This is a genomic window from Streptomyces sp. NPDC002306 (genome assembly GCF_053593435.1).
On sequence record NZ_JBSFCK010000001.1, the window covers coordinates 668548 to 682718 of the forward strand.

The window sequence follows — 14171 nt, forward strand, 5'->3', positions numbered from 1 at the left end:
GTGTCGTGCGGGTCGGTCGGTGCCGCCGGTCCGCTGCGCGCGCCGGACCGGCGGGCCCGCCGCGGTCGGTGCCTAGGGAGCGGTCAGCGGCGCGTACGCGTCGGGACGACGGTCGCGGTAGAACTGCCAGCGGTCGCGCACCTCGCGCAGTGTGGCCAGGTCGAGGTCGCGCACGACCAGCTCGGTCTCCTTGTCGCCGGCCGGCTCGCCGACGAACTGGGCCTCCGGGTCGACGAAGTACGAGGTGCCGTAGAAGTCGTTGTCGCCGAGTTCCTCGACGCCGACCCGGTTGATGGCGCCGACGAAGTACTCGTTGGCCGCGGCGGCGGCGGGCTGTTCCAGCTGCCACAGGTAGGCCGACAGGCCGCGCGAGGTCGCCGACGGGTTGAAGACGATCTCCGCTCCGGCCAGTCCCAGTGCCCGCCAGCCCTCCGGGAAGTGCCGGTCGTAGCAGATGTAGACGCCGATCTTCCCGACGGCCGTCTCGAAGACCGGCCAACCGCTGTTCCCCGGGCGGAAGTAGAACTTCTCCCAGAAGCCGGGGACCTGCGGGATGTGGTGCTTGCGGTACTTGCCCAGGTAGGAGCCGTCCGCGTCGATCACGGCGGCGGTGTTGTAGAGGACGCCGGGCTGTTCCTCCTCGTACATCGGCAGGACCAGCACGATGCCCAGTTCCCTGGCGAGCGCCTGGAAACGCCGGACGATCGGGCCGTCGGGGATCTGTTCGGCGTACGCGTAGAACGCCTTGTCCTGGACCTGGCAGAAGTACGGGCCGTAGAACAGCTCCTGGAAGCACAGGACTTGGGCACCCTGCGCGGCCGCGTCGCGAGCCGCCTGCTCGTGTACCTGGATCATCGACTCCTTGTCGCCGGTCCAGGCGGTCTGGAAGAGGGCGGCACGGATCACTGTGCTCATCGGGACCTCCGGTCGCTCGGTGCGCTGACGCGGACGACGCGTGCGCCGCCCGCACCAGGAGCCTAGAAAGGCCGGAGATCCGCTTTGAGTGGCACGGTGTCACGTCCGAGGGCCCGTGGCGTGTCACCGTGTCACGCGTGCGTCGCCCCATGTTTCACCGCCGTTCCCCCAGGTCGTCCCATGTTTCAGCCCTGTTGCGCGTCATGCGCCAGCAGCGCGATGTGCACCGAGACCGCCTGCTCGAAGTCGTCGAGGTCGACGCCGAGCCGGGCCTGTATGGCCTCCAGGCGCCGGTAGAGCGCGGGCCGGGAGACGTGATGGAGCTGGGCGGTACGGGACTTGTTGCGGCCGGTGGCGAGATAGGTCCGCAGCACGGACAGCAGGTCCTCGTCCGCCGCGCGCAGCAGCCCGTCCAGCTCCCGCTCCGCGAACGACTGCACCTGCGGGTCGTCGCGCAACAGCCTGATCAGGCCGCGCAGATGCACGTCCCGCAGCCGGACGACGGCCGGCAGGTCGAGGGCGGCGGCGGAGTCGGCCACCGCGTCGGCGACATGCCGGGCCTCGCGCAGTCCGGCGGGCACGTCGTCCCAGGCGATCCGTCCGTCGGCGGCGGCGACCGTACGGGCCACGCCCGACTCGGTGCGCAGCCGGGCCGCGAAGTGCGCCGCGAGCGCCTCGGCGTCCTGATCGCGCGCGAGGCTCAGCAGGACGGCGGTGACTCCCTCGGTCAGCTCGGCGACCAGGCCGGGGAGCCCCAGGAGTCTGAGCACGCGGTCGAGTTGGCCCGGGTCGCCATCGCGCACGACCAGCGGGACGAAGGTGCGCCGGTTGACGGGCAGTCCGGCGGCCCGTGCCCGGGGCAGCAGTTGCCTGGCCGGTACACCGCCGTCGACGAGGTCGGTCATCAGGCTCTGCGCGGACTGCTCCTCCCAGGTGTGCGCGGAGCCGCCGCCGAGCATGCGGTGCAGGACGAGTGCCTCGGCGGCGCGGTCGGCGAGCAGCCGCCCCGTGGCGCCGTCGCCGCGGTAGCCACACAGCACGATCCCGCCCCACCGCTCACCGCGCCCGCCCAGCTCGGCGCGGACCCAGCCGTCCCCCGCGCTGCCGCCGGCCTGCCGGGAGATGCGCTCCCAGTCACGCAGCACGTCGTCCACGGCCGGCCGCTCGCCCGCGGTGGCCAGGACGCGGTGGGCGAGGTTGGTGACGACGACGGGGCAGGCGCTGTGCTGGGCGACCTCGTCGAGGAGGCGTTGCAGCGGGGCGCCCGCGGTGATGAGCCGGGTGAGGGCCGTGCGGACGGCCTCGGAGAGGCTGACCGCGGCGAACTTCCGCCGGACCAGCCGGGACTGGACCTCCTCGGTCAGTTCGACGAAGGGGAAGGGCCGGTGGAGCACCACCATGGGCAGCCCGCAGCGTTCGGCCGCGCGGCGCATCACCTCCGGCGGGGCCGGGAAGGCACGGCCGAGTCCGAGGACCACGGCCGCCGCCTCCGCCCGGTGCAGGGACCGGATGTACTCGGCCTGGAGGTCCTCGTCCCCGGCGAGGAGCACTCCGGTGGTCAGTACCATCTCGCCGCCGCTGAGCATCACGCCGACGTCGGCGGCCTCGGCGACGTGCACCCAGCGCACGGGCCGGTCGAGCTGGGCCGCGCCGGCCACCACCTCGGGCTCCCCGGCGAGCACCCGTTCCAGGGTGAGGACCTGGCGGACCGACAGAGCGGGTTCCAAGGCGGTGGTCATGGCGGTGTTCCCTTGCTGTGGCGTTACCGGAGGCCCGTCACCAGGCGCTCCGCAGGGCGCGTTCGAGGATCGCGGCGCCCTCCTCGGCCTCCGCGACGCTCAGGGACAGCGGCGGCGCGACGCGCAGGGCGCTGGTGTCGTGGCCGCCACCCTTGCCGATGAGGAGGCCGTCCTCGCGAGCCGCTTCGAGCACGGCGGCGGCCGCCCGCGGATCGGCCTCGTCGGTGCCCGGCTTGACCAGCTCGATGCCGATCATCAGCCCCCGGCCGCGTACTTCGCGTACCCCCGGCAGCTGGGCGCCTGCGGTCCGCAGCCGTTCGATGAGCAGTCCGCCGACGCGCCGGGCGTTGCCCTGGAGGTCGTGTTCGAGGAGGTAGCCGAGGTTGGCGAGCCCGGCCGCCATGGTGACCTGGGTGCCGCCGAACGTCGAAATGCTGTTGGCGTCCAGGCAGTTCATGATCTCGGCGCGGGCGACGACCCCGCCGATGGAGGTGCCGTTGCCGATGCCCTTGGCGAAGGTGACGATGTCCGGCGGCCCGTTGTCGGCGTGTGCCTGCCAGCCCCAGAAGTGCTCGCCGGTGCGTCCCCAGCCGGTCTGCACCTCGTCGGCGATCCACAGGACGCCGTGCTCCGCGAGCACCTCGCGGAAGGCGGCGTACAGGCCGTCGGGCGGCGAGGTGAAGCCGCCGACGCCCTGGATGGGCTCGGCGATCAGCGCGGCGGGCGGCCGGGTGTGGCCCAGCAGGTCCCTGAGGTCCGCGACGCAGGCGGCGATGAACTCGCCGTCACCGAGATGCGCGAACGGGCCGCGGGTGCGCACGCCCCCGTGGACGTACAGCGTCTGCAGCGGTGACAGGGAGGTCGGGGACCAGCCGCGGTTGCCGGTGATGCCGACCGTGCTGAAGGAGCGGCCGTGGTAGCTGTTGCGCATCGCCAGCACGGTGTTGGCGCGCCGGTAGGTGGTCGCCAGCAGCAGGGCGGTGTCGTTGGCCTCGGTACCGGACGTGGTGAAGAAGACCCGGGCGTCCGGGATGCCGCTCACCTGGGCGATGCGTTCGGCGAGTTCGACCATCGGCCGGTTGAGGTAGAGCGTGGAGGAGTGGATGATCCGGCCGGCCTGCTCACTGACCGCCTTCGTCACCTCGGGCAGGGCGTGCGCGGTCATCGTGGTCAGGATGCCGCCGAAGAAGTCGAGGTAGCGGTTGCCGTCGGCGTCCCAGACGTACCGGCCCTCGCCGTGGGTGATCTCCAGCGGCTCCTCGTAGTAGAGGGCCAGCCAGTCCGGCAGGACGTTGCGGTGACGGGCGTAGAGATCGTTCACGGCTGCACCAGCCCCTCGTAGGCGTCGGGCCGGCGGTCGCGGTAGAAGGCCCACTGCTGCCGGACCTCCTCGATCAGGTCGAAGTCCAGGTCCCGGACGACGAGTTCCTCCTTGGTGTCGCTGGCGACGTCGCCCACGAACTGGCCGCGCGGGTTCACGAAGTAGCTCGTGCCGTAGAAGTCGTTGTCGCCGTACTCCTCCTGGCCGACCCGGTTGATCGCGGCGATGAAGTACTCGTTGGCGACGGCGGCGGCGGGCTGCTCCAGCTGCCACAGGTAGGCCGAGAGCCCGCGCGAGGTCGCCGACGGGTTGTACACGAGCTGGGCGCCGTTCAGGCCGAGTTGGCGCCAGCCCTCGGGGAAGTGGCGGTCGTAGCAGATGTAGACGCCGATCTTCCCCACGGCCGTGTCGAAGACGGGCCAGCCCACGTTGCCCGGCTTGAAGTAGTACTTCTCCCAGAAGCCCTTGACCTGCGGGATGTGGTGCTTGCGGTACTTGCCGAGGACGGTGCCGTCGGCGTCGATCACGACCGCGGTGTTGTAGTAGAAGCCGGACTGCTCGATCTCGAAGACCGGGACGACGATCACCATGCCGGTCTCGCGGGCGAGTGCCCGCATACGGTTCACGGTCGGCCCGTCGGGGACCGGTTCGGCCCAGCGGTAGTGCTCCGGTTCCTGGACCTGGCAGAAGTAGGGGGCGTTGAACACTTCCTGGAACCCGATGACCTGGGCGCCCTGACGGGCCGCCTCGCGCGCGTGTTCCTCGTGTTTCGCCACCATGGACTCGGTATCGCCGGTCCAGGTGGCCTGGACCAGTGCGGCTCGTACGACGTGGGCCATGAGCTGCTCCTTCGACGGGACGTCAGAGCCTCTACGCCCGTAGACGCAGGCCGTAGAGGGACGAACGTAAGCCTCCTGGACGGCCTTGCCAAGACCATCGTCGTCAACCCGCGAAGTCGATCGCGTTTCACACTCCTGTGGGTGAGTCGCTGGGCCGACCAGGTGTTCGCGGCCGACGGCTCAGGCGGTGAAGCCGGCCACGCGCAGGGCGTGCACCAGGTCCCAGTGCCGTTCGTCCGAGACGCCCCGGGCCGCCGCCAGCAGCAGCGGCAGGAGCGTCTGCGGGTCCGGCGCGACGCTGCGGGCCGCCTCCTCGGGGGTGCGGACGCGGACATAGGCGTCGAGGAGTGCGCCGGCCTCGCGCCGGCGGCCCTCCTCGGCCAGGACGAGCACGGCCTCGCCGATCTCGGTGGCGGGGCGGGCGACACCCTGGCGCAGGATCTGCTCGCCGTCACCGGTGCGCCCGGCCGTGACCAGGGCGTCGGCGGCGGCGACCAGCCGGTCGGCGGGCAGCGAGGCGGCCTCCCACAGCAGCGTCGCCCAGTCGGCGCCGAGCCCGGCGTGCTGGAACTCGGCCGCGAGCAACGGGAACCGGGGGGCGGGCCAGTAGGCGATCTCCACCAGCAGGGCGTGCGCCTCGCCGCTGCGCCCCCCGGCGCGCAGCTCCACCAGCCTGCGCACCGTCTCGGCGGTCTCCCGTCCGGCCGCCGCGTCCGGCGGCCCGGCCTCCGGCTCCGTCCGCCGCACCACGTCGGCGGCCCCCGCGAACCGTGCTCCGCGCCGGGTGCGACCGGCCGCGGCGGGAGCGGGCGCGGGCAGGTCCGGTACGGCGTCAGGCGGTACGACGGCGGGCGCGGCCTCCTCCTCGGCCATCCCGGCGAACCGGGCACTGCCACGGCGTCGCTTGCGCTGCTTGGCGGGAGCGGGAGCCGGGGCGGGGCCGGGAGCCGGGTCCTGAGCGGTCTCGGCGGGCGGAGGGGCGGCGGGGAGCGGGGCGGCGGCGCTGACGGACGCGTGGGCGCCGTACGCGGGGCCGGGGGCGACGGGGGCGTGACGGTCGGAACGGGGGGCGCCGGGGCCGTCGTGCGCGCCGGGAGCCGCGCCGTGGACGGGGTGTCCCGGGCTCGGGGCACCCCGGCCGGAGGGGTCGGCACCCGGCGCGCCGCGCTGATGCTGATGCTGATGAGGCACGGACCGGGAGTCGGTGGTGTGCGCGCGGCCCGCTTCGGCGTGGTACCCGGCGGACGCTTCGGCGTCGCAGGCGTCGTATCCCCCGGACACGTACGCTTCCTCGGCGTCGTACCCCCCTGGCGTCTCCGCGTCGCCGGTGTCGTACCCCCCGGACCTGTACGCGTCGTCGGCGTAGAACCCGGCGGACGCGTCCGCGTCCGGCCGGCGGACGACCGGAGCCCCCCACACCTGGCCGCCCACTCCCCGCCGGTCCAACTCGGCCATGCGGTCGCGGAGTTCGGCGCACCGGGCGATGGCCCGTTCGTGGTCGTCCCGGGCCCAGGCGAGGTCGAGGCGGACCGCGTCCGCCTGCTCCCCGGCGGCGGCTGAGGCGAGCGAGCGGCCCAGTTCGGCCTGTCGTTCGGCGGTGTAGCGCTGCTCGCGGAGCAGCACGTCGAGCCGGTCGCCGAGGGCGTCCCGGCCGCCGGGACGGGCGTCGTACGCGGCCAGCGCGACGGCGTGCAGGGCGCGGGCCCGTTCCGTCTCGGCCCCGGCGACCTCCGGTCCGTATCCGACGGCGAGGTCGTGCAGGAGTGCTTCCACCACGTCCCAGGGCGGCACCTCACGCCCGTCGAGGCAGGCCCGCATGCCGTCGGGATCGCGCCGCCAGAACACCGCGCACCAGCCGCCGTCCTGATCCAGGCGGGCCAGCAGACCGTCCAGGAACTTCGCGAACTCCCACACCGGGGCGGGGAGTTGATCCACTGCCATCGCCCAACTCCCGCCAGACCGGAATACTCCGTCTCGCAGGAAACACCAGCCGTGTTACAGAACGACTACGGGGAGTTTTCGGAGTGGACGCAGTGCGCCTCCGCGATCACGGAGCGCGCCCCCCGCGTCAGCCCCCGGGCCCACCGAGCACCCCGGCCGGAGTGCACAGCTGGGCCAGCTCGTCCATCGACAGGCCGAGCGCGCGGGCCAGCGCGGCCACCGTGAAGAACGCCGGGGTGGGCGCCCGACCGGTCTCGATCTTGCGGAGCGTCTCGGCGGAGATGCCGGCGCCGGCCGCGACCGACGTCATGCTGCGCTCGCCGCGGGCCTCACGCAGCAGCCGGCCGAGCCGTTCGCCGCGTTCGCGCTCTTCGGGGGTCAGCGGGGTACGTACCATCCCCCCATTCTAATACCGGTATAGTAATTGGCATGGTGGAACTGAAGACGGACACATCGATCGACGCCATGTACGAGGCCGGCCAGGTCGTCGCACGGGCCCTGACAGCGGTGCGCGAGGCCGCCGACGTGGGCGTCTCCCTGCTGGAGCTGGACGCGCTGGCGCACGACGTGCTGCGCGCGGCGGGCGCGACCTCGCCGTTCCTGGGCTACCGGCCCTCCTTCGCGCCCACGCCGTTCCCCGCCGTCCTGTGCGCCTCCGTGAACGACGCGATCGTGCACGGGATCCCGACCGGCTACCGGCTGCGCGAGGGCGACCTCCTCTCCGCCGACTTCGGGGCCGAACTCGACGGCTGGGTGGGCGACTCGGCGATCAGCTTCACGGTGGGCACCCCGCGCCCGGCGGACGTCCGGCTGATCGAGACCGCCGAGCGGGCCCTGGCGGCGGCCATCGAGGCGGCCGTCGTCGGCAACCGCATCGGCGACATCGCGCACGCGGTCGGTTCGGTGTGCCGGGCCGCCGGGTACGGGGTCCCGGAGGACTTCGGCGGCCACGGCATCGGCCGCCGTATGCACGAGGACCCGCCCGTGCCGAACGAGGGCCGCCCCGGGCGCGGTCTCCGCCTGCGTCACGGCATGGTCCTGGCGATCGAACCGATGGTCGTCGCGAGTGGGCGGGACGACTACCACGCGGCCGCCGACGGCTGGACCCTGCGCACCAACGACGGCTCGCGCGCGGCCCACGTCGAGCACACGGTGGCCATCACGGATGCGGGCCCCCGCGTCCTGACGGCCCGCTGACCGACCGCCGTCGGGCGGTCCGATCGGAGGGGTCCCCTTGCGCGTCCGCCCCGGCACCCCCGCCGACGCCGAGCGCGTCGCCGAGCTGCACACGGCCAGCTGGCGCAGCGCCTACGCCGGGCTGATGCCCGCGGCCTACCTGTACGGACCGCTGGCCGAGGAGCATCGCGAGAAGTGGCGCTCGCGCACGGCCGCCGCCCCGGCGGCCGGTCGGTGTCTGCTGCTCGCCGAGGAGCGGGGCGAGCTCTGCGGCTTCGTCCACCTGCGCACCGCGCGGGACGGACGGGTCCACCTCGACAACCTGCATGTGCGGCCCGGCCGCGTCGGCACCGGTCTCGGCCGTCTCCTGCTGCGCCGCGGCCTCGCCTGGGCCGCCGCGGCGTTCCCCGGCCGGGACGTCTTCCTGGAGGTGCTGCGAGGCAACGATCGTGCGATCGTGTTCTACGAGCGCCAGGGCGGCCTGCGCACGGCCGAGCGCCCGCTGCGACTGGCCTCGGGCCTCGTGCTGGACGAGATCGAGTACACCTGGCCCGCCGCCCTGGTGGGCCGCCTGACGGCAGCGGACGCACAGGACGCTCCGCAGTCCTAGGCCGGCCGCGTTCGGGCACCCGCGTCCGGACGGGCACGTCGATCAGCGAGCGCGTCCCGGTACTCCCCCGGGTTCCCGGCTCCGCCCGGACCGGGGGACCCCATCGGGTCGCCGGAACGGAACGCCATGACCAGCGGCTTCACGGGATCGGGACCGGAAGGATACGACCCGGACCCCTTCGGAGAATTCCTCGCACGCTTCTTCGGCGGACCGCGCCCCGGTCCCCGGCAGGTCGACATCGGCCGGCTGCTGAGCCAGTCGGCGCGCGATCTGGTGCGCGGCGCCGCCCAGTACGCCGCCGAGCACGGCAGCCGGGATCTGGACACGCAGCACCTGCTGCGCGCCGCGCTCGCCGCCGAGCCCACCCGGAGCCTGCTCAGCCGCTCCGGCGCGGACCCCGACTCCCTGGCGACGGAGATCGACGACCGGTCAGGCCCGGTCCAGCACCCGCCGGGCGAGGCCCCGCCGCCCACCTCGCTGTCGTTGACGCCGGCCGTCAAGCGGGCCCTGCTGGACGCGCACGAGCTGGCCCGGGCCGGGGGCACCGGGTACATCGGTCCCGAGCACGTGCTCAACGCGCTGGCCGCGAACCCCGACTCCGCCGCCGGGCACATCCTCAACTCGGCCCACTTCGCTCCCAGCGGCCTGCCGCCCGAGGCGCCCGACGGGGCCCAGCCGAGCACCGAGCACCCCCGGCCCAGCCCGACGCCGACCCTCGACAAGTACGGCCGGGATCTCACCGACATGGCCCGGCAGGGCCGTATCGACCCGGTGATCGGCCGGGACGACGAGATCGAGCAGACCATCGAGGTGCTCTCGCGGCGCGGCAAGAACAACCCGGTGCTCATCGGTGACGCGGGCGTCGGCAAGACCGCCATCGTGGAGGGGCTCGCGCAGCGCGTCTCCGAGGGGGACGTGCCGGACGTGCTCACCGGCCGCCGGGTGGTCGCCCTGGACCTGACCGGCGTGGTCGCCGGCACCCGTTTCCGCGGCGACTTCGAGGAGCGGATGAACAACATCGTCAACGAGATCAGCGCGCACTCCGACGAACTGATCGTCTTCATCGACGAGTTGCACACCGTCGTCGGCGCCGGGGCGGGCGGCGAGGGCGGGGCGATGGACGCGGGCAACATCCTCAAGCCGGCCCTGGCCCGCGGCGAGCTGCACATCGTGGGCGCCACCACGCTGGAGGAGTACCGGCGGATCGAGAAGGACGCGGCGCTGGCCCGGCGGTTCCAGCCGATCCTGGTGCCCGAGCCGACCATCGCGGACGCGATCGAGATCCTGCGCGGACTGCGTGACCGCTACGAGGCCCACCACCAGGTCCGCTACACCGACGAGGCGCTGGTGGCGGCCGTGGAGCTGTCCGACCGCTACCTCACCGACCGTCGGCTGCCCGACAAGGCCATCGACCTGATCGACCAGGCCGGTGCCCGGGTGCGGCTCGGCGCCCGCACGAAGGGCACGGACGTACGGACCATGGAGCACGAGCTGGAACAGCTCACCCGGGACAAGGGGCAGGCGGTCGCCGACGAGGAGTACGAGCAGGCGACGCAACTTCGCGACCGTATCGGTGAGTTGAAGCGGCGGATCAGCGCGGCCAGCGGCGACGACGCGGCCGACGAGGGGCAGCTGGAGGTGACGGCGGAGGCGATCGCCGAGGTGGTGTCCCGGCAGACCGGCATCCCGGTCAGCCGGCTCACCGAGGAGGAGAAGGAACGCCTGCTCGGCCTGGAACAGCATCTGCACCATCGGGTGATCGGCCAGAACGAGGCGGTGGCGGCGGTCTCCGAGGCGGTCATGCGCTCACGCGCCGGACTCTCCAGTCCGGACCGGCCGATCGGCAGCTTCCTGTTCCTCGGTCCGACCGGCGTCGGCAAGACGGAGCTCGCCCGTGCGCTCGCCGAGGCGCTGTTCGGCAGCGAGGACCGGATGGTGCGGCTCGACATGAGCGAGTACCAGGAACGGCACACGGTCAGCCGGCTGGTCGGCGCCCCGCCCGGATACGTCGGTCACGAGGAGGCCGGTCAGCTCACCGAGGTGGTGCGCAGGCACCCGTACTCGCTGCTCCTGCTGGACGAGGTCGAGAAGGCGCATCCGGACATCTTCAACATCCTGCTCCAGGTGCTGGACGACGGACGGCTCACGGACTCCCAGGGCCGCACGGTCGACTTCACCAACACCGTGATCGTGATGACGAGCAACCTCGGCTCGGAGGTCATCACCCGGCGTGGCTCCGGCATCGGGTTCGGGGCGGGCGGGGGCGACGCCGACGAGGAGGCGCGCCGGGAGCGGATCCTGCGCCCGCTGCGTGAGCACTTCCGGCCGGAGTTCCTCAACCGCATCGACGAGATCGTGGTCTTTCGCCAGCTCAGCACCGAGCAGCTGCGGAAGATCACCGACCTGCTGCTGGAGAAGACCCGCCGGCTGCTGCACGCGCAGGGTATCGGGGTGGAGTTCACGGACGCGGCCGTCGACTGGCTCGCCGGGCGCGGCTACCAGCCCGAGTACGGCGCCCGGCCGCTGCGCCGCACCATCCAGCGCGAGGTCGACAACCGGATGTCCCGGCTGCTCCTGGACGGCCGGATCGGGCACGGCAGCCGGGTGACGGTGGACGTGGCGGACGGACAGCTCGACTTCCACGCGCGCGACGCGCAGGACGCGCCGTCCGAGACGGCCGCGTCCGCGGCGAGGAGCGCCGAGGGCGCGGCCGGGCCGCCCGCCGAGGAGTCGTGAGGTCGTGAGTGAGGCGCTCCCGCCGGCCCAGGCGGGAGCGCCTCACTCACGACGGACGACAGACAGGGCCTACGACGCCGGACGCACCACCATCGCCGAGCCGCCGCCCCGGCGTACGGTCTCGGCGGCGGCCAGCCACTTGCCGTTCGGCAGCCGCTGGATGCCGGTCGCGGCGCCGATCTCCGGGTTCGGCTTGAAACTGTGCCCGAGGGCTTCGAGCTGTGCCCTGAGGGGGCTGTCGTAGAGCCCCGGTTCGAGTTCGGTCTGGGCCGCGTTGCGCTGGCTGGCGCGCGGCGCGGCGATCGCGTCGACGAGCGGCACGCGCCGGTCGACGAACTCGGTCAGGATCTGGAGCACGGTGGTGATGATGGTCGCGCCGCCCGGTGAACCGAGCGCGACCACCGGCTTGTCGTGCCGGTCGAGCACGATCGTCGGGGAGATCGACGACCGCGGCCGCTTGCCGGGCCCCGGCAGGTTCGGGTCGGGCACGGCCGGGTTCGCCGGGGTGAACGAGAAGTCCGTCAGCTCGTTGTTGAGCAGGAAGCCGCGGCCGGGGACGGTGATGCCGCTGCCGCCGGTCTGCTCGATGGTGAGGGTGTAGGAGACGACGTCGCCCCACTTGTCGGCGACCGTCAGATGCGTGGTGTTCTCGCCCTCGTACGTCGTCGGGGCCGCCGTGCCGCCGCCGGCGCAGGCCGCCGGGTGCCGGGGGTCGCCGGGTGCGACGGGGCTGGTGAGGACGGCGTCGTCCTTGATGAGGCAGGCGCGCGAGTCGGCGTACCGCTGCGAGAGCAGGTCCTTCGTCGGCACGTCCTCGAAGGCGGGGTCGCCGACCCAGCGCCCGCGGTCCGCGAACGCGATCCGGCTCGCTTCGATGAAGTGGTGCAGGTACTGCGCCTCGCTCGCCGTGGACAGGTCGGTCCGCTCCAGGATGTTGAGGGCCTCGCCGACCGTGGTGCCGCCGGAGGAGGAGGGCGCGATGGAGTAGACGCCGAGGCCGCGGTAGGAGGTCCTGGTGGGCGCCTGGAGCTTGGCGCGGTAGACCGCGAGGTCGTCGGTCGACAGCTTGCCGGGACGGGCGTTCCAGCCGGACGCCTCGTCCACGGGCGGGTTGTCGACCGTCCTGAGGATGTCCTTGCCGAGTTCGCCGCGGTAGATCGCGTCGACGCCCTTGCGGCCCAGTTCCTCGTAGGTGCGCGCGAGGTCCGGGTTCTTGAACGTCGAGCCGACCACGGGCAGCCGGCCGCCGGGGAGGAACAGGTCGGCGGTGTCGGGGAAGTAGCGGAACCGGGTCTCGTTGGACGCGGTCTGGCTGCGGAAGGTGTCGTCGACGGTGAAGCCGTCACGGGCGAGGCGCTCGGCGGGCCGCAGCACCGTGCCGAGCTTTCTGGTGCCCCACTTGTCCAGCGCCGTGGCCCAGGTGGCGGGGGTGCCGGGGGTGCCGACGCTCAGGCCGCTGCTGACGGCGTCGGCGAAGGCGAGCGGCTTGCCGTTCTCCAGGAAGAGGCCGGAGTCGGCGGTCAGCGGGGCGGTCTCGCGGCCGTCGATGGTGTGCACGGTGCGGGACCTGGCGTCGTAGTAGACGAAGTAGCCGCCTCCGCCGATCCCGGAGGAGTAGGGCTCGGTGACGCCGAGGGCGGCGGCGGTGGCGACGGCCGCGTCGACCGCGTTGCCGCCCTTCCTCAGCACCTCGATGCCGGCCGCCGAGGCGTCCGCGTCGACGCTGGCGACCGCGCCGCCGTAGCCGACGGCGACCGGGACCTTTCCGGCTGCCGGGCCGCCGGGGGCGGGCGGCGCCGCCGCTCCCACCGACACCACGGCGGCCGAGACCACCAGAACCGTCAGTTTCCTCGCGACAGGGCGACGCATCCGCACCTCCAGTCAAGGGACCGTTCGCGCAGCGTAACGACATTGACCTGACCTCAACAGTCTCATTCCGGCTGCTGTGGCGCGATCTCCACGCCCTCCACGCTTCGAACATCGGTACGTACCAGTCACCCGGGCCCGCTAGCATGCGCGCCCATGACCCACCTCGCGTTCATCATCGTCCCGGGGGTGGCGGTGGCCTGCCTCGGCGCCGCTCTCGGCTGGCTGGCCCGTACCCATCTCTGGCAGCGGCGGCTGCGGCGCAAGCAGGCCTTCTTCGGACTGCCCGACAACTCCGAGTCGCTGCTGGTGGTCAACCGCGAGGCGGGCGGCCCCGAGCTGACGGTGCTGCGGCACGACGTGTTCGCCCTGCTGGAGCTGGCCGCGCTCATCAAGGACTGCAACGCGAACGCCCAGGTGGTCGCGCACGACGCGGCCCAGCAGGGGTTCGGCGAACGCACCGAGTTCTGCGTCGGCGGACCGGGCTCCAACCGTCGCATGGCCGCCCACCTCGCCTCGCTGCTGCCCGGGGTACGGGTCAATGTCGACGCCGAGGCCGGTCCGGACCGTGGCGCGTTCCAGATAGGCGGCGAGCGCCACCGGCTGGAGCCGGGCAGGAGCGAGTACGTGATCCTCGCCCGGCTCACGGCGGGCCAGCGCAAGGAGTCGCGCCCGGTGTTCCTCTTCTGCGGTCAGCGCGCCATCACCAACCAGGCCGCCGCCCGCTATCTCGCGCGCAACCACGAGCGGCTGGCCCGCAAGCACGGCAACGCCTCGTTCGCCCTGCTGCTGAAGGTGGTCAACTCGCAGGCGTACGGCCCCGACGTCGTCGAACTCGTCGCCGACGTGACGCGCGCGGCGCAGGCGCCGCTGCCGGCCGCGGAGCCCGAGGCCGGCGACACCGAGGACACCGCCAAGCCGGCCAAGCCGGCGAGGACGCCCAGGACCACCAAGACCCCGCCCCGCACCACCTGAGGCCACGCGCCGCCCGACAATCGTTACTGGCACGTAACTTACCGACGGGTTAC

The 14171-nt window shown here is 73.0% G+C and carries 11 protein-coding genes; 4 read left to right on the top strand and 7 right to left on the bottom strand.

Features of this window, described 5'->3' with window-relative positions:
• Positions 1–72: 72 nt before the first annotated feature.
• The 6 genes from ACWCQK_RS02875 to ACWCQK_RS02900 all read right to left on the bottom strand — a co-directional run bounded on the left by ACWCQK_RS02875 (position 73) and on the right by ACWCQK_RS02900 (position 7152).
• The gene (locus tag ACWCQK_RS02875) at positions 73–915 is read right to left on the bottom strand and encodes a nitrilase-related carbon-nitrogen hydrolase (protein WP_451151146.1); all 843 of its coding nucleotides are present in this window, start codon (positions 913–915) and stop codon (positions 73–75) included.
• A 185-nt stretch (positions 916–1100) separates the two neighbouring features.
• A complete protein-coding gene (locus ACWCQK_RS02880; RefSeq protein WP_451151148.1) occupies positions 1101–2654 on the bottom strand; it encodes a PucR family transcriptional regulator in 1554 nt (517 codons plus the stop codon).
• Between the two features lie 37 nt (positions 2655–2691).
• On the bottom strand, positions 2692–3975 hold the full coding sequence (locus ACWCQK_RS02885) for an aspartate aminotransferase family protein (protein WP_451151150.1): 1284 nt from the start codon (positions 3973–3975) through the stop codon (positions 2692–2694).
• Positions 3972–4814: a nitrilase-related carbon-nitrogen hydrolase gene (locus ACWCQK_RS02890; RefSeq protein WP_451151152.1), complete on the bottom strand. Its 843-nt coding sequence runs from the start codon at positions 4812–4814 to the stop codon at positions 3972–3974. The genes ACWCQK_RS02885 and ACWCQK_RS02890 overlap by 4 nt, the downstream gene beginning before the upstream one ends.
• Before the next feature lie 180 nt (positions 4815–4994).
• On the bottom strand, positions 4995–6755 hold the full coding sequence (locus tag ACWCQK_RS02895) for a hypothetical protein (protein ID WP_451151154.1): 1761 nt from the start codon (positions 6753–6755) through the stop codon (positions 4995–4997).
• 127 nt (positions 6756–6882) lie between these two features.
• Positions 6883–7152, bottom strand: a complete 270-nt coding sequence (locus ACWCQK_RS02900) for a helix-turn-helix domain-containing protein (RefSeq protein ID WP_451151156.1) — start codon at positions 7150–7152, stop codon at positions 6883–6885.
• A 32-nt stretch (positions 7153–7184) separates the two neighbouring features.
• Here ACWCQK_RS02900 and map point away from each other — a divergent pair, with 32 nt between their 5' ends.
• From map to ACWCQK_RS02915, 3 genes are all read left to right on the top strand, one after another.
• On the top strand, positions 7185–7952 hold the full coding sequence (map, locus tag ACWCQK_RS02905) for a type I methionyl aminopeptidase (RefSeq protein WP_451151158.1): 768 nt from the start codon (positions 7185–7187) through the stop codon (positions 7950–7952).
• 37 nt (positions 7953–7989) lie between these two features.
• Complete coding sequence (locus tag ACWCQK_RS02910) at positions 7990–8541, top strand: N-acetyltransferase family protein (protein WP_451151160.1); 552 nt, start codon at positions 7990–7992, stop codon at positions 8539–8541.
• Positions 8542–8667: 126 nt separating this feature from the next.
• On the top strand, positions 8668–11277 hold the full coding sequence (locus ACWCQK_RS02915; RefSeq protein WP_451151162.1) for an ATP-dependent Clp protease ATP-binding subunit: 2610 nt from the start codon (positions 8668–8670) through the stop codon (positions 11275–11277).
• Positions 11278–11346: 69 nt separating this feature from the next.
• Here ACWCQK_RS02915 and ggt read toward each other — a convergent pair whose 3' ends face one another.
• Entirely contained in the window at positions 11347–13146 is a 1800-nt protein-coding gene (gene ggt, locus ACWCQK_RS02920) for a gamma-glutamyltransferase (protein WP_451151164.1), read from the bottom strand.
• Between the two features lie 153 nt (positions 13147–13299).
• On the opposite strand from ggt, the gene ACWCQK_RS02925 reads away from it, so the two are divergent.
• The gene (locus tag ACWCQK_RS02925) at positions 13300–14118 is read left to right on the top strand and encodes a hypothetical protein (protein WP_451151166.1); all 819 of its coding nucleotides are present in this window, start codon (positions 13300–13302) and stop codon (positions 14116–14118) included.
• The last annotated feature ends 53 nt before the right edge of the window (positions 14119–14171 follow it).